The 15760-nt window shown below is 71.0% G+C and carries 13 protein-coding genes; 8 read left to right on the plus strand and 5 right to left on the minus strand.

What is annotated here, in order from left to right; translation table 11 throughout:
* Nucleotides 1-29 precede the first annotated feature (29 nt).
* From AB0L53_RS03690 to AB0L53_RS03700, 3 genes are all read left to right on the plus strand, one after another.
* The gene (locus tag AB0L53_RS03690) at nucleotides 30-737 is read left to right on the plus strand and encodes an SDR family oxidoreductase (protein ID WP_363989726.1); all 708 of its coding nucleotides are present in this window, start codon (nucleotides 30-32) and stop codon (nucleotides 735-737) included.
* On the plus strand, nucleotides 734-1564 hold the full coding sequence (locus tag AB0L53_RS03695) for an SDR family NAD(P)-dependent oxidoreductase (RefSeq protein WP_363989729.1): 831 nt from the start codon (nucleotides 734-736) through the stop codon (nucleotides 1562-1564). The genes AB0L53_RS03690 and AB0L53_RS03695 overlap by 4 nt, the downstream gene beginning before the upstream one ends.
* A 103-nt stretch (nucleotides 1565-1667) precedes the next feature.
* Nucleotides 1668-2828 (plus strand): MFS transporter, encoded by a 1161-nt coding sequence (locus AB0L53_RS03700; protein ID WP_363989731.1) that lies wholly within the window; start codon nucleotides 1668-1670, stop codon nucleotides 2826-2828.
* 3 nt (nucleotides 2829-2831) lie between these two features.
* Here the strand turns inward: AB0L53_RS03700 and AB0L53_RS03705 are convergent, their stop codons facing one another.
* The 3 genes from AB0L53_RS03705 to AB0L53_RS03715 all read right to left on the minus strand — a co-directional run bounded on the left by AB0L53_RS03705 (nucleotide 2832) and on the right by AB0L53_RS03715 (nucleotide 6072).
* Nucleotides 2832-3632 carry a TIM barrel protein gene (locus tag AB0L53_RS03705; RefSeq protein WP_363989734.1) on the minus strand — a complete coding sequence of 267 codons (801 nt, stop codon included), beginning with the start codon at nucleotides 3630-3632 and terminating at the stop codon, nucleotides 2832-2834.
* A 67-nt stretch (nucleotides 3633-3699) separates the two neighbouring features.
* Nucleotides 3700-4638: a Gfo/Idh/MocA family oxidoreductase gene (locus tag AB0L53_RS03710; protein ID WP_363989737.1), complete on the minus strand. Its 939-nt coding sequence runs from the start codon at nucleotides 4636-4638 to the stop codon at nucleotides 3700-3702.
* A gap of 48 nt (nucleotides 4639-4686) precedes the next feature.
* Nucleotides 4687-6072 (minus strand): PLP-dependent aminotransferase family protein, encoded by a 1386-nt coding sequence (locus AB0L53_RS03715; RefSeq protein WP_363989739.1) that lies wholly within the window; start codon nucleotides 6070-6072, stop codon nucleotides 4687-4689.
* Nucleotides 6073-6140: 68 nt separating this feature from the next.
* Between AB0L53_RS03715 and AB0L53_RS03720 the strand changes: the two genes are divergently transcribed.
* Together AB0L53_RS03720 and AB0L53_RS03725 are read left to right on the plus strand one after the other, a co-directional pair.
* Nucleotides 6141-7004, plus strand: a complete 864-nt coding sequence (locus tag AB0L53_RS03720) for a DMT family transporter (RefSeq protein ID WP_363989743.1) — start codon at nucleotides 6141-6143, stop codon at nucleotides 7002-7004.
* 232 nt (nucleotides 7005-7236) lie between these two features.
* The gene (locus tag AB0L53_RS03725; RefSeq protein ID WP_363989746.1) at nucleotides 7237-8889 is read left to right on the plus strand and encodes a fumarate hydratase; all 1653 of its coding nucleotides are present in this window, start codon (nucleotides 7237-7239) and stop codon (nucleotides 8887-8889) included.
* Nucleotides 8890-9042: 153 nt separating this feature from the next.
* Here AB0L53_RS03725 and AB0L53_RS03730 read toward each other — a convergent pair whose 3' ends face one another.
* Nucleotides 9043-9231, minus strand: coding sequence for a DUF5999 family protein (locus AB0L53_RS03730; protein ID WP_214639679.1), 189 nt, complete (start codon nucleotides 9229-9231; stop codon nucleotides 9043-9045).
* Nucleotides 9232-9997: 766 nt separating this feature from the next.
* Here AB0L53_RS03730 and AB0L53_RS03735 point away from each other — a divergent pair.
* The 3 genes from AB0L53_RS03735 (at nucleotide 9998) to AB0L53_RS03745 (ending at nucleotide 14670) form a co-directional block, all read left to right on the plus strand.
* Nucleotides 9998-11107 carry a serine/threonine-protein kinase gene (locus AB0L53_RS03735; protein WP_363989749.1) on the plus strand — a complete coding sequence of 370 codons (1110 nt, stop codon included), beginning with the start codon at nucleotides 9998-10000 and terminating at the stop codon, nucleotides 11105-11107.
* A gap of 35 nt (nucleotides 11108-11142) precedes the next feature.
* Nucleotides 11143-13038 (plus strand): protein kinase, encoded by a 1896-nt coding sequence (locus AB0L53_RS03740; protein WP_363989752.1) that lies wholly within the window; start codon nucleotides 11143-11145, stop codon nucleotides 13036-13038.
* A gap of 240 nt (nucleotides 13039-13278) precedes the next feature.
* Nucleotides 13279-14670 (plus strand): class II fumarate hydratase, encoded by a 1392-nt coding sequence (locus tag AB0L53_RS03745; protein WP_363989755.1) that lies wholly within the window; start codon nucleotides 13279-13281, stop codon nucleotides 14668-14670.
* Nucleotides 14671-14708: 38 nt separating this feature from the next.
* Here the strand turns inward: AB0L53_RS03745 and trpD are convergent, their stop codons facing one another.
* Complete coding sequence (gene trpD / locus AB0L53_RS03750) at nucleotides 14709-15746, minus strand: anthranilate phosphoribosyltransferase (protein ID WP_363989758.1); 1038 nt, start codon at nucleotides 15744-15746, stop codon at nucleotides 14709-14711.
* Between the last annotated feature and the right edge of the window lie 14 nt (nucleotides 15747-15760).

A 15760-nucleotide genomic window follows, 5' to 3' on the forward strand; every position in this document is an offset into this window, starting at 1 on the left:
CAAGATGTCTTGAATTAGGAGGAAACACGATGCGAGTCGTGATCATTGGCGGCACCACGGGCATCGGGCTGGCTACGGCGGCCCGGCTGGCGGCCGACGGCGCCGAGGTGGTCATCACCGGCCGGTCCGCCGAGCGGGTGGCGGCCGCGGTGAAGCTGCTCGGCGACCGGGCCTCGGGCGAGGCCGTGGACGCCCGTGACACCGAGGCGATGCGCGATCTCTTCGCCCGCACCGGTGCCATCGACCACCTGATCATCACCGTGACCGGCCGCGGGCCCGCCGGGCCGCTGCGCTCACTGACGCGGGAGGCGCTGGTCGAGGCCGTACAGAACAAGCTGATCCCGCACCTGCTGGCCGCGCAGGCCGCTCTGGACGTACTCGATCCCGAGGGTTCGATCACGTTCGTGACCGCGGCGTCGGCGGGCTCGGCCTTCCCCGGCGTCTCCGCTCTGGCGGCGGTGAACGGCGCGATCGAGGCCGCGGTGCCCGGCCTGGCGGTCGAGCTCGGCCCGATCCGGGTGAACGCCGTCTCCCCCGGCGTGATCGACACCGAGTGGTGGTCCGGGCTCCCCGACGACGCGCGGGAGGCCCTGTTCGCCCACGCGGCGGGGAGCTCGCCGGTCGGCCGGGTGGGCCGGCCGGAGGACGTGGCGGCGACGATCGCCTACGTGGTGGGCAACTCCTTCGTCACCGGAACGGTGCTGACCGTCGACGGAGGGGGCAGGCTCAAGGCATGAGGACGATCCTGATCACCGGCGCGACGGATGGGCTTGGGCGGGAGCTGGCGCGACGGCTCGCCGCCGACGACCGGGTCATCGTGCATGGACGTGACCCGGAGCGGGTACGGCGGGCGCGGGCCGACGCAGAGCGGGCCGACCCGGAGCGGACGCGGGCCGACGTGGGCGGCACCACCGAAGGCGTGCTGGCCGACCTGGCCGACCTGCGCCAGGTGGATCGGCTGGCCGACGAGGTGCTCGATCGGTTCGACCGGCTCGACGTGCTGGTCAACAACGCCGGGATGGGCGGCGGTCCGCCCGGCTCCGGCCGCGCGGAGAGCCAGGACGGCATCGAGCTCCGCTTCGCGGTCAACTACCTGGCCGGATACCACCTGACCCGGCGGCTGCTCCCGCTGCTCGTCAAGTCGGCGCCGTCGAAGGTGGTGAACGTCGCCTCGGCCGGGCAACAGGCGATCGACTTCGCCGACCCGATGCTGACCCGCGGCTACGGGCGCCAGCGCGCGTACAGCCAGAGCAAGCTCGCGCAGATCATGTTCACCTTCGACCTGGCCGAGGAGCTGGCCGGGCAGGGCGTGACGGTCAACGCCCTGCACCCGGCCACGTACATGGACACCACGATGGTCCGTGAGGCGGGTGCGCCGGTGATGAGCACGGTCGACGAGGGCGTGGCGGCGACGCGGCAGTTGATCGACGGACTCGACGGCGTGAGCGGGCGTTACTTCAACGGGCTGCGGGAGAGCCTGGCCGACGCCCAGGCATACGATCTCGCGGCGCGGAAGCGGTTGCGCGAGCTCAGCGACGATCTCGTACGGCGAGCGCTGGGCTGATCCGCGAGCCACCACCGTCACAGGGCCGTGGGATGGTGGCGAAAGAGCTGGCCAAGCGGCTAACCTGACCCCGCCTCACGTTCCCCCCCATCAGGAGGCCGCCGTGCCGACTCCTCGTGATCGCCAGGCCCGCATAGCCACGTTCGTCGTGTACGCGGTGCAGGGCCTCTCGTTCATCACGCTGCTCGCCCAGGTCGCGAACCTGCAGACCAAACACCGGCTCGACGAGGGCGCCCTGACGATCCTGCTGCTCATCGTGCCGGTCTTCGCCGGGCTGGGCAGCGTGGGCGCCGGCTGGTTCGCCTCGCGCAAGGGGAGCAAGCCGCTGCTACGCCTCGCCCAGCCGGCCGTGGCCGTCGCCGTGGTGCTCATCAGCCTCGCGCCGAGCGTGCCGCTGCTGGTGCTCGCGTTGCTGCTGTTCGGCCTCGGGCTCGGCGCGGTCGACGCGGGCATCAACATGCAGGGCGTGGCGGTCGAACGTCGTTACGGGCGGGCCGTGCTGAACGGTTTCCACTGCATGTGGAGCGTGTTCAGCACGGCCGGGGCGCTGTGGGCATCGGTCGCGGCCGAGCTTCCCTTGATCGTCACGATGACGGTTCCGATGGTCGTGGCGGTGGCGGGCTCCCTGTACGCCGGGCCGCAGCTGTGCACCGTCGAGGAGGAGAAGGTCGAGGAGACCGCCGCGACGGCCGCCGGCAGGTTCCCGTGGAAGCCGATCATCCCGCTCTGCCTGGCGATGGCCTTCCTGTACGTCGGGGACGCCTCGGTCTCCAACTTCAGCACCGTCTACATGCAGCAGGTGCTGACCGCGACCCCCGCGGTCGTCCCGCTGGCCTACGCCGCCTACCAGGCCACCACGCTGCTGATCAGGCTCGGCGGCGACGTCGCCGTCAGGAAGTACGGACCGGCCGCGATCGTCAGGATCGGCGGCGGGATCGCCACCCTCGGTTTCCTGGGCATCGTCCTGGCGCCCAATCAGCCGCTGGCCATCCTGGCGTTCGGCCTGACCGGGGTGGGGCTGTCCGTGATCGCGCCGCAGTCGTTCTCGGCGGCGGGGCGGCTCGACCCGGCGGGGACGGGGGTGGCCATCGCGCGGGTCAACATGTTCAACTACGTCGGCTTCATCGTGGGCGCGGCCCTGGTCGGCGGCATCGCCAGCGCCAGCGACATGCAGGTGGCGTTCGCCGCGCCGCTGGTGCTGTCCGCCGTGATCATCGTCCTGGCCCGGGGCTTCGAGCCGCGACGGGTCAAAGAGGCCGCATGACAGTCAGCCAACCCCTAGATAGGCGAGGCTCCGCCGTACGTCGTGGATCGGCTCGTCCCCCGGCCCGGACAGGACCACGTCCTGCTCCATGACGTACCAGCCCTGGTAGCCGCTGCTCTCAAGGCCGGAGACGATGCCCGCGATGTCCACGTCGCCCTGCCCGAGCGGCCGATAGACGCCCGCGCGCACGGCCTGCGTGTACGTGAGCTCGCCACGGGCGACCTGCCGGGCGAGCGACGCGTCGACGTCCTTGAGGTGGACGTGCGCGACGCGGCCGGGATCGGCCGCGGCTAGAGCGGCAGGGTCGGTACCGCCGATCAGCAGGTGGCCGGTGTCGAGGCAGAGCGGGATCGAGCTGCCGCCGAGCACCCGGTCGACCTCCTCGCGGGTCTCGATCATGGTGCCGACGTGCGGGTGCAGGGACGCTCCACGGCCGTACGCCGCGGCGATCCGGTCGAGGTTGGCCAGCAGCGTCGCCCAGCCCTTCTCGTCGAGGACCGGCCGGGTGTCGTAGCCGTCGGCGCCGGTGGCCGCCGCCAGCACGAGCATGCCCGGCGGGTCGGGGGGCAGCCCGGGGAGCGGGTCGTGACCCGGATCGTGCAGCACCACGGGCACGAACCCGCCCGCGACGCTCAGGCCGTACTCCTCGATGAGGGCGGGTGTCAGGAAGCCGTCCGGGCCCAGCTCGGTCGCGGTGAGGCCGAGGTCGCGCATCTCGGCGAGCACCCGCTCGGGCGGGAGCTGGAAGCCCCAGCCGGGCACCTCGCACACGCCCCATGAGATGGGCGCTCCAGCCAGGTTCATGGCGCCACCTCCACCACTCCGACGGACACGCTCACCGCGTCACCTCCACCACTTGCGACAGACGAGCTCACCGCGTCACCTCCGCGACCTCGACGGGGCGGTTTTCGCGGCGGGAGACTTCGGCGGCCTCGGCGACGTACAGGGCCGCCAGGGCGTCTTCGATGGAGCACAGGCTCACGTCACTGCGCAGGAAGCAGTCGATCTCGGCGGCGTACGCGTCGGCGAAGCGGGTGACGAAGTCGGGCCACGGCTCCCCGGGCGGTTGCAGGCCTTCCGAGCTGCTAAGTGGCGCGCGCGGCCCGAGGCCGACGGCCCGGGTGCCCTTCGTGCCGGCCAGTTCCATGCGCACGTCGTAACCGGCGCCGTTGTAGCGGGAGCCCTGCAGGGTGGCCAGCGTGCCGTCGTCGAGCGTGAGCAGCGCGGCGCTGGTGTCGACGTCGCCCGCCGCGCCGAAGAAGGCGGCGCCCCGGTTCGCGCCGGTCGCGTACACGGACACCACCTCGCGTCCTGTCACCCAGCGCAGGATGTCGAAGTCGTGGATGTGGCAGTCGCGGTAGAGCCCGCCGGACAGCGGGATGTACTCGGCGGGCGGCGGCGCCGGATCCGCGGTGATGAGGTGAACCCGGTGCAACTCCCCCAGCTCACCCCCGCGCAGCGCCATCGCCGCGTCGATGTAGCCGGGGTCGAACCTGCGCTGGAAGCCGATCTGCACCCGGTTGCCCCGGCCGGCCGCGAGCACCTCCACGGTCTCCTTGACGCTCCCCGCGACCGGTTTCTCGCAGAACACCGGGATGCCCAGCCCGCACGCCTTCAGCAGGAGTTCGGCGTGCGTGCTGGTCGGCGAGGCGATGACCAGCGCGTCCGCCTCGAAGGGGTCTCCCGGCCTGCCGTACGGCGACTCACGTACGGGATCCGAGACGATCAGCTCGTCCACCAGCGGATGTGCGGCCAGGGTGGCCGCGTGAAACGCGCCGATCCTGCCCAAGCCCAGCAGTCCCACGCGCATGGCGCCTCCAATGAGATGGGGATTTCTTTCTAAGCGCGACCTTCTCCATCAGTCAATATTTTGTCCTGACATTCTGACCTTTAAGCCTTGGATGACCTCTGCGGCGCGGTGGGCCGGGAGGCGGGCGAAGCCGACCACGATCCCGGGCGGTCCGGGCGTGAGACGCGTCGGGCCGACCGGGTCGGCGGCCAGGCCCAGCTCGCGCGCCGGCCGTACGAACGCGTCCTCGTCCGAGCCCGGCGGCAGGTCCAGGTAGGCGTGCAGACCCGCCGCGATGCCCCGGACACGCACCTCGGGCAGGTGCTCGGCCACCGCCTTGACCAGGGCGTCCCTGCGGCGCCGGTACTCCCGGCGCATCCGGCGCAGGTGCTTGTCGTAGCCGCCGGTACGCAGGAAGTGGGCCAGGGCGTACTGGTCGATGACCGGCGAGCCCAGGTCCAGCTCGCCTCTCGCCTGCCGCATGGACTCGGCCAGCTCGGCGGGGGCCGCCACCCAGCCGAGCCGCAGCCCGGGAGCCAGCGCCTTGCTGACGCTGCCGGAGAGGATCACCCGCGCGGGGGCGAGGCCCTGCAGACAGCCGACGGGGTCGCGGTCGAAGCGGAACTCGGCGTCGTAGTCGTCCTCCAGCACGACCCCGCCACTCTCGGCGGCCCACTCCATGAGGGCGGCCCGCCGCGCCGGGGAGAGCACGACACCGGTGGGGTACTGGTGGGCGGGAGTGATCAGGACCGCGTCCGCGCCGCGCGCCCGCAGCTCCGTCACGACCAGGCCCTGGTCGTCCACCGGGACGGGGACGAGCTCGGCGCCCGCCCGCAGGAGGAGGGGGACCTGGCGGTGGCTGTTCGGGTCCTCCACGGCCAGCCGCAGGCCGCGGGTCCCCTGGGTGAGTACGTGGAGCGCCAGGCTGATCCCCTGGGCCACCCCACCGACGATCACCAGGTTGTCGGCGCGTACGTCCGCCGCCCGGACCCGCCGCAGGTAACCGGCCAGCTCGTCACGCAACTCCGGGACGCCGCCGGGGTCGCCGTAGTCGAACACGTCCGAGGGCATCGTGGTCAGCACATGGCGTACAGAGGCCAGCCAGCGCTCCCGGGGAAAGCAGCCGAGATCGGGAGAGGTGGGGCGGTGGCCGTAGTGAGGGCTGTAGACCGGGCCACTCGCGGGGACCACGTCCATTGCCGAGCGGGCCGAGGTGGGGGCCACCTGGGTGCCCGCGCCGACGCGGGATATCAGGAAGCCCTCGGCCACCAGCTGCTCGTACGCTTCCACCACGACGCCCCGCGAGACCTGGAGGTCGGCGGCCAGGTCTCGGCTGGCGGGCAGCCGGGTGCCCGGAGCGAGGCGGCCGTGCCGGATGGACGCGCGAATCTCCGCCGCGATCTGCCCGGCGATGCCCCCTTGATCACGATTTATCGGGACATGTAGGTCAGCCACATTGGTCCATCCTTTTAGCGGAACATTGGACTGCTGCTATGAGCCATTGTGTCCCTAGTCTCCTTTTTATGAGAAGCGGAGTCGCCGGGGCCGCCGCCGCCATGTTCCTCGTGGGGACGCTGGCGGGCGTGTCCGGCCTGATCCAGGACTACCCCGTGTACGGCGGGCAGGCCGTGCGCTACCTGGTCGCGGCGGTGATCTGGCTCGTCGTCATCCGGGCGCTCGGCCTGCGGTTCGTCCGGCTGACGCGTCGCGAGACGTTGTTGCTCGTCGGCCTGACGCTGCTCGGGCTGGTGCTGTTCAACATGTGCGTGATCGAGTCGACCCGTACCTCCGGCCCCGCGCTGGTCGGGACCGTGCTGGGCACCGTGCCGCTCGCCCTGGCCTTGCTCGGCGGCCGCCCCGCGCCCCGGTTGCTGACCGGCGCGGTGGTCGTGGTGGCGGGCGCGACGCTGGCCACCGGGCTCGGCAGCGGCGACCTGCCCAGCCTGCTGTGGGCGCTGGGCGCGTTGGTCGGCGAGGTCAGCTTCTCGATGCTGGCCATCCCGCTGCTGCCGAAGCTGGGGGCGATCCGGCTGTCGGCGTACTCGACGGTGCTGGCCGTCCCCATGCTGGCCACGATCGGCCTGGTCAAGGAGGGCACCGGCATGCTCAGGACACCGACCACGGCACAGGCCCTCGGCTTCGTCTACCTGGCGGTAGTGGTGACCGTCCTGGCCTTCTTCCTCTGGTACACCGCGCTGCCCAAGCTCGGCCCGGGCCACGCGGGCCTGTTCGCCGGCCTCATCCCGGTCGGAGCGATCACCACCGGCCTGGCTTTGGGCATCGCCACCCCAACGGTCTTCGACCTACTGGGCGCCTCATTGGTGATCGCGGGCATCCTGGTCGGGCTGACCACCACGAGGAACCAGGAACCGGTCCCCGTCAGCTGACAGCCCGCCCCCAGAAGGCCGACTCCGTCTCACGGACCGCCCAGACGGCCAACGCCGCCGCACAGACCACCCAGATGGCCGACGTCGCGCACGTCACGGCGGCCCGCCACCTCCACCGGAGGAGCGTGCCCCTGGACAGGGCCCGGCCACGGTCGGCGGGTGGGGCCCACCGGGCTGGCCGTAAAAAAGACTGGTAGAAAAGATAGGCTCTGTGCGGCGAATGGGGAGGATCATGGGCGAGTTCGATTACAGCGAGTTGCTGCCGCTGGGGGCCGACGAGACGCAATACCGGCTCATCACGCCGGACGGCGTGCGGCGGGTCGAGGCCGCCGGGCGCAGCTTCCTCGAAGTGGAGCCCGAGGCGCTGCGGCTGCTCACCGAGACCGCGATCCACGACATCTCCCACTTCCTCCGTCCTTCGCACCTCGCCCAGCTGCGGAAGATCGTCGACGACCCCGAGTCCAGCGGCAACGACCGGTTCGTCGCACTCGACCTGCTGAAGAACGCCTCCATCTCGGCCGGCGGCGTACTGCCCATGTGCCAGGACACCGGCACCGCCATCGTCATGGGCAAGCGCGGCCGCCACGTCCTCACCGACGGGCGCGACGCCGAGCACATCTCGCGCGGCGTCTACGACGCCTACACGCGCCTCAACCTGCGCTACTCGCAGATGGCGCCGCTGAGCATGTGGGAGGAGAAGAACACCGGCAGCAACCTGCCCGCCCAGATCGAGCTGTACGCCGAGGACCCCTACGGCCACCCGGACGAGTACAAACTGCTGTTCATGGCCAAGGGTGGCGGATCGGCCAACAAGTCGTTCCTCTACCAGGAGACCAAGGCCGTGCTCAACGAGAAGCGGATGCTGGCCTTCCTGGAGGAGAAGATCCGCTCGCTCGGCACCGCGGCCTGCCCGCCGTACCATCTGGCGATCGTGGTCGGCGGCACGTCGGCCGAGTACGCGCTGAAGACGGCCAAGTACGCCAGCGCCCGCTACCTCGACTCGATCCCCACCTCGGGCTCCCCCTCCGCGCACGGTTTCCGCGACCTGGAACTGGAGGCCAAGGTCTTCGAGCTGACGCAGAAGCTCGGCATCGGCGCCCAGTTCGGCGGCAAGTACTTCTGCCACGACGTACGCGTGATCCGCCTGCCCCGGCACGGCGCGTCCTGCCCGGTGGCCATCGCGGTGTCCTGCTCGGCCGACCGGCAGGCCCTGGCCAAGATCACGCCGGAGGGCGTCTTCCTGGAGCAGCTGGAGACCGATCCGGCCCGCTTCCTGCCGGAGACCACCGACGAGCACCTCTCGGACGACGTCGTCACCATCAACCTCAACCGGCCCATGCCGGAGGTCTTGGCCGAGCTGTCGAAATATCCGGTGAAGACGCGACTCTCACTGACCGGCCCGCTCGTGGTCGCCCGCGACATCGCGCACGCGAAGATCGCCGACCTGCTCGACGCGGGCGGCGAGATGCCGCAGTACTTGAAGGATCACGCCGTCTACTACGCGGGCCCGGCCAAGACGCCGGAGGGCTACGCGTCGGGTTCGTTCGGCCCCACGACCGCCGGACGGATGGACTCCTACGTGGAGCGCTTCCAGGCCGCCGGCGGCTCGATGGTGATGCTGGCCAAGGGCAACCGGTCGAAGCAGGTGACCGACGCCTGCAGGGAGCACGGAGGCTTCTACCTGGGGTCCATCGGCGGGCCCGCGGCCAGGCTGGCCCAGGACTGCATCAAGAAGGTGGAGGTTCTGGAATATCCGGAGCTGGGGATGGAGGCGGTGTGGAAGATCGAAGTGGTCGACTTCCCCGCATTCATCGTCGTTGACGACAAGGGTGATGACTTTTTCACCGATCGCACCGGACCGGTCCTGTCGATCGGCCGCCGCTGACGCTCTCCGCGAACCGGTCGCCGAAAGGGTGCCGGGTGAGCCGTCTCCGGCCGCTCGGCACCGGCGGTCGGATGACGCTCAGGCAGCACCCGTCAGGTGAAGCTCAGACGACACCGGTCAGGTGGCACTCAGACGGCACTGGTCATTAACGGCTCAAGCGGCCACGAGACCGCGGTGGGGCGCGACGACGGAGCCGTCTGGAAGGAGCAACCCGGTGTCCTCGAACAGCACCACGCCATTACACAGCAGGCTCCAGCCCTGATCAGGGTGAGCCGAGATCACGTGTGAAGCCTCACGGTCGGGCGAGTCGGCGGTGGGACAAAGCGGGTAGTGACTGCACATCGTGCACCTCTCAGGTGGCGCTCCTGTTGTGGGTTTCAAAAGGGCAGCTGTCGCCCCGACGGCGTGCGAAGGTCCAGTGCGGGTGCGACCGGCCTCTTTGCCGGTCGGCGACGAACCTGACTCTGGCGCATCCTCATCACGTCCCTCAACGAACTCGTCTCGGTTATTGGTTCCGGTAAGCACCAGGGCGTTTGTCCCCAGTGTGACCGCCGCCACTGACAGTTTCGGCCGCCTCCGGGTTCATCCGATCCCCTTAACTTCAGTCTGCCCCTGCGCCCTTACGAGACCCTTACAAACTGCTGACAGCTGCGTCAGGCCCCTATGAGCAACCCTGCCGGACGCCTGCGAGCTTCTTGCGGGCATCGCGCACAATCCTGGTGCCCAACTTGGGCCGGGCACCATATCCGCAGGTCAGCGACCAGAGGCAGATTCGGACTGACACCCTGCCGAGGACCTGGGGGCGCGACAAGGGCGAGCTCGGCGGCCGTGGATCTTGGCGCGTTCCCGAAGCGGGCGGGGGTGCGAAGCCGGGGTGTGGGGCCGGGGAGCCGCTGGGCGGACGGCTGGCCATCGAGCGCGTTTACCACCATCATGGGAACACCGCTGGTGTTCGACGCCTGGGAGCACGCCTACTCCCTTATCAACCGGACCGATGTGGACGGCAGGTTTGCTGACGTCACGAGTCAGACCAGTTGACTTAACTTCGCAACATTTTATCGGCCCCGCCTCTACTGGTCGGTTTAGACAAATAGGTAAGCTGCCTGCCATGCGTGCGCCCTCCGGTTACCTACTAGCCGCGCGCTACCGGCTTCTGGAGCCGGTCGGCCGCGGCGGCATGGGTACCGTTTGGCGAGCGCACGATGAGCTGCTCGACCGGGACGTGGCGGTCAAGGAGGTCCGGCTGCCGGCCGTGCTCGACGAGGAGCTGCGGGCCGAGCTGTGCGCCCGCACCGAGCGCGAGGGCCGGGCGACCGCGATGGTCGCGCACCCGTCGGTCATCACCGTGTTCGACGTGGTCACCGAGGACGACCGGCCGTGGATCGTGATGGAGCTGCTTCAGGCCAAGTCCCTTGAGCAGCTGATCCTTGAGGGCGGACCGCTCCATCCCCGCAAGGCGGCCGAGATCGGGCGGCAGATCCTCGGGGCGCTGCGGGCCGTACACGCCAAGGGGATCCTGCACCGCGACGTGAAGCCCAGCAACGTGCTGGTGATGGAGGACCGCGCGGTCCTGACGGACTTCGGGCTGGCCGCACTGGAAGGTGACGTTTCTATTACCCAGGCGGGCATCGTGCTGGGTTCGGCGGGATACATCGCTCCAGAGCGGGTGCTGGGGTCGAAGGCCAGTCCGGCCGGCGATCTGTGGTCGCTCGGCGCGACCCTCTACACCGCCGTCGAGGGCCGGGGCCTGCACGGGCGCCGTACTGCCGCCGCCGCGCTGGCCGCGCTCACCAGCGGCGAGCCGATCCCGATGACGAAGGCCGGGCCGCTGGCGCCGGTTCTCGACGCGCTGCTGCGCATCGACCCGCAGACCAGGCTCGACTCCGTACGCGCCTCGTTGATGCTGGCCAGGGTGGCGGCGGGCGGCTCCGCGGAGGAGCCGCTGGCCCCGAGCAGATCGGTACGGCCGGCGCCGGTGATCACCACTCCCTCTTTCGCGCGCCGGCCCGCACACCGCGGGCTACACCGAGCAGAGGCCACCGCGGCCGCTTTGGCGGTCCCGCCACCACGTCAGGAACGTAAACCGGGTGAAGGCGTCCATCGGAAACGGGTCGAACCCCGACCTACACCGTCCGCTTATGCCCGTTTCAAAGCGACGGTGATAAAGTTGTGCCTTCCTCGACGGTTCTGGCCAAGAGAACTTCGCAAGCGAGGGTAAAGCACTTCCCAAGCGAGAATCGATATCTTCTTCTCATGCCGGAACAGCAGACACGCCTGCTCGCGGAGCGCTACGAGCTCATCGCGCCCCTCGGCCGAGGGACCATGGGCACCGTATGGCGCGCCCGCGACCGCGCGCTCGGGCGCGAGGTGGCGGTCAAGGAAATCCGCCAGGACCCGGGTCTCACCGAGGAACAGCGGTCTGAGCTGCGCGAGCGCATGGTCCGGGAGGGGCGCATCGCCGCCCGGATCCAGCACCCGTCCGTCGCCGCCATCCACGACGTGCTCATCCACGACAACAGCCCGTGGATCATCATGGAGCTCATCGAGGCCCGCTCCCTGGAGCAGGTGATCGACGAAGAGGGCCCGCTGCCGCCCCGGCTGGTGGCGGAGATCGGCGTCGACCTGCTCGGCGCGCTGCGCGCGGCGCACTCCCAGGGCATCACGCATCGCGACGTCAAACCGGGCAACGTGCTCATCACCGAGAACGGCCGCGTGGTGCTGACCGACTTCGGCATCGCCAAGGCCGAGGGCGACTCCCGGCTCACCAAGACCGGCATGGTCATCGGCTCGCCCGGATACACGGCGCCGGAGCGGGCCAGAGGCGAATACACCGGGCCCGAGTCCGACGTCTGGTCGCTGGGCGCGACGCTGTACTTCGCGGTCGAGGGCCGTCCCGCGTACGAGCGGTCCACGATCGCGGAGACACTCGCCGCGCTGCTGAGCGAGAACGCCGACCCGCCGACCCAGGCCGGGCAGCTACGGCCGGTGCTGACCGGGCTGCTGGACAAGGACCACAAGCGGCGACTGTCGGCGGCCAAGGCGGAGACCTTGCTCAGGATGATCGCCGACACGCCCACGAGCGAGATGCCGGCGATCACGGCGGAGGCCCTGATCGCCCAGGAGGCCGGCGTGCCCGACTCGAACGACACGGCGCCCGCCGTACAGCCCCCCAAGGCGGCCGGGACGTGGGGTCCCCCGCCCGCCGCTCCCGGCCGTGGAGCTCAGGCTCCGGCCGCGGCGGCCGGTCGGGATGCTCGGCCCCCGCACGCCGCGACGGGCCCGAGCGGAATGACGCCGGGCGGAGCGGGTCCGAGCGGCCAGGCACCGGGCGGGGCGTTCGGTCCGGGCGGGCAGGGGCCGATGGGCGGACCGCAGGGGCCCGGGCCCGGTCCGAACGCGTTCGGCACGCCCCCGCAGGGGCCCCAGGCAGGAGCACAGGCCGCGCGGGCAGGCGGGGCGCCTGGCGCGCAGGCCGCCGGTCCGGCGACCGGAGCGCGGCCACACGGGCCCGCGGGTGCCCCTCCCGGATCTCCCGGATCCACGGGCGCGCCATCCGGCCCTGTTGGCGGCCCGCACGGCTCCACAGGCGCTCCGTCCGGGCCCGGTGGCCCTCAGCGTGGTGCCGGAGGGCCCGGTGCCCCGACCGGGCCTCGCCCGAGCGGTGCGTACGACCCCGAGCGGACCATCAGCGTGGCGCGGCCGAAGACCCCCATGCCCCAGGACCCGTCGCGGCGCGGCTCCGACGAGCAGAGCACCGTCACCACCCGCATTCACCACCCTCCGGGACAGCAGGTCTACCCGGTGCCCCCGCCCCAGCAGAACCCGCGCGGCCCCCAGCCCGGACCGCCGCCCGGTGGGCCGCAGGCAGGGCCGCCCTACATGGGACCGCAGGCCGGACCCCCCATGGGACCGATGGGGCCGCAGCAGGGGCCGCCGACCGGCCCGCACGCGGGCCCGCCGCGCCCGGCGGGGCAGCCGGGGCAGGAACGCCAGGCCGGGCAGGGGCTCGGAACGGACCTGTTCGCCATCGCGAAGGAGCCAGAGCAGGGCCCCACGGGCAACCGCAACGGGATGCTGGTCCTGATGGCCGTGGCCGCGGCCGCCGCAGTGGTGATCGCCGTCCTCATCGTGGCGCTGCTGTCCAGCTGACCCGAGACGGCCGCGTCCTCTCCAACCGAGCCGACACGACCTCACCCTGGCCGACTGAGCTGGCCGGCCTCACCCTGGCCGACTGAGCTGGCCCGGCCTCACCCTGGCCGGCTGAGCGGGCCCACCCCGCCTCGTCCAGCTGAGCCCGACACGGTCTCGCCCTGTCGAGCTGAGCTGGCACGGCCTCGTCGTGGCGCCCCTTTCGGGCTGTTTCGGCGTGCGTGAGCCAGACTGGGAGGCATGAGCGAGTTCCGCATTGAACATGACTCCATGGGTGAGGTGCGCGTTCCAGTCGGAGCCAGGTGGCGCGCGCAGACGCAGCGGGCGGTGGAGAACTTCCCGGTGTCCGGACGGCCGCTGGAGCCGTCGCACATCGCCGCGCTCGGCTTGATCAAGGCGGTCGCCGCCGAGGTCAACGGAGAGCTCGGCGTGCTGGAGAAGGACCTGTCCGAGGCCATCGCCCAGGCCGCGGCCGACGTCGCGGAGAACGAGCACGACGATCACTTCCCGATCGACGTCTTCCAGACCGGTTCCGGCACCTCGTCAAACATGAACGCCAACGAGGTCGTCGCGACGCTGGCCGAGGAGCGGCTGGGCCGTCCCGTACACCCGAACGACCACGTCAACGCCTCGCAGTCGTCCAACGACGTGTTCCCGACGTCGATCCACGTGGCGGCGGCGACGGAGGTGACCTACCACCTGCTGCCCTCCCTGGAACACCTGGCGGCGGCACTGCGGGCCAAGGCGATCCAGTTCGACCAGGTGGTGAAGTCCGGGCGGACGCACCTCATGGACGCCACGCCTGTGACGCTGGGGCAGGAGTTCGGCGGCTACGCCACGCAGATCGAGCACGGCTCCGTACGGGTGAAGACGGCGCTCGGTCACGTGCTGGAGCTGCCGCTGGGCGGTACGGCGGTGGGCACCGGCATCAACACTCCGCCGGGCTTCGCGCAGCTGGCGATCGAGAAGCTGCGCGAGGCGACCGGGATCCCGTTCAGGGAGGCGATGGACCACTTCGAGGCGCAGAGCGCGCAGGACTCCATCGTCGAGCTGTCGGGCCAGCTGAAGGTGGTCGCGGTCTCGCTCAACAAGATCGCCAACGATCTGCGGTGGATGGGCTCCGGGCCGCGCGCCGGGCTGGGCGAGATCAACCTGCCCGACCTGCAGCCGGGCTCGTCCATCATGCCGGGCAAGGTCAACCCGGTGATCCCCGAGGCGACCGCCATGGTCGCGGCGCAGGTCATCGGCAACGACGCCGCGATCACGTTCGCGGGCGCGTCGGGCAGCTTCGAGCTGAACGTGCAGCTGCCGGTCATCGCGCGGAACATCCTGGAGTCGATCCGGCTGCTGGCCAACGTCTCACGGCTGCTGGCCGATCGGTGCGTGTCGGGGATCACGGCGAACGTGCCACGGCTGCGGGAGTACGCGGAGTCGTCGCCGTCGATCGTCACGCCGTTGAACCGATACGTGGGCTATGAGGAGGCGGCGAAGATCGCCAAGCAGGCGTTGGCCGAGCGCAAGACGATCCGCGAGGTGGTCATCGAACGCGGCCACGTGTCGGCCGGCCGGCTCACGGAGGAACAACTCGATGCCCTGCTGGACGTACTCTCCATGACCCGGCCCGCCGAGTGACGACAACGCCAGACCACGCGCCGAAGTGACGGCGGGCCTCAGGCCGCTCTGTGGGTGGCCCGGGCCCAGCGGGTGAGCAGGGTCTCGGCGGCCCCTGAGTCGACGGCGTCCCCTGCCCGCTTGTAGGCGTGGGCCAGGGCTCCGGTGAGGTCGGCGGCGGGCGGTGTGCCGTCGGCCGCGACCAGGGCCGCGGCCGCGTTCAGCAGGACGATGTCGCGGACCGGCCCCCGCTCGCCCGCGAGGACCGCCCGTGCCACCGCCGCGTTGTGCGCCGCGTCGCCGCCGGCCAGGTCCGATGGGCGGGCTCGTGGGATCGACAGGTCCGCCGGGTCGAAGCGGGTCTGGGTGACCGTGCCCTTGCGGACGAGCCAGATGGCCGAGGGGCCGGAGGTGGTCAGCTCGTCGAGGCCGTCGTCGCCGCGGAAGACGAGCGAGGAGCCGCCGCGCTCCGCGAGGACGCCCGCGATGACCGGCGCCAGGTCCGGGTCGAAGACGCCGACCGCCTGGGCGGCCGGCAGGGCGGGGTTGGTGAGAGGGCCGAGGAAGTTGAAGACCGTGGGCACCCCCAGCTCCCGCCGCGCCCCCGAGGTGCGTCTCAGCGCCGGATGGAAGGTGGGCGCGAAGCAGAACGTGATGCCGACCTCCTCCACGACCCGTGCGACACCGGCCGGCGACAGGTCGATGACCACGCCGAGCTCTTCCAGCAGGTCGGCGGCTCCGGTGGTCGAGGAGGCGGCCCGGCCGCCGTGCTTGACGACCTTGGCCCCGGCCGCCGCCGCCACGATGGCCGCCATGGTCGAGACGTTGACCGTGTTGGCCCGGTCGCCGCCGGTGCCGACCAGGTCGACCGGGTCGCCGGGGATCCTGATGGCCGCCGATCTGGCGAGCATGCCGTCGGCCAGGCCGGAGACCTCCGCCACGGTCTCGCCCTTGGCCCGCATGGCGATGGCGAACGCGGCGATCTGGGCGTCCGTGGCGGCGCCCGACATGATCTGGTCCATGGCCCAGGCGGCCTGGCCCGAGGTGAGCGAGGTGCCGTCGAGGAGGGTGCTGAGCAGCGCTGGCCAGGTTGTCACTGGACGCCCTTTCG

The organism is Nonomuraea sp. NPDC052129, from assembly GCF_040680095.1.
Taxonomy (GTDB): Bacteria; Actinomycetota; Actinomycetes; order Streptosporangiales; family Streptosporangiaceae; genus Nonomuraea.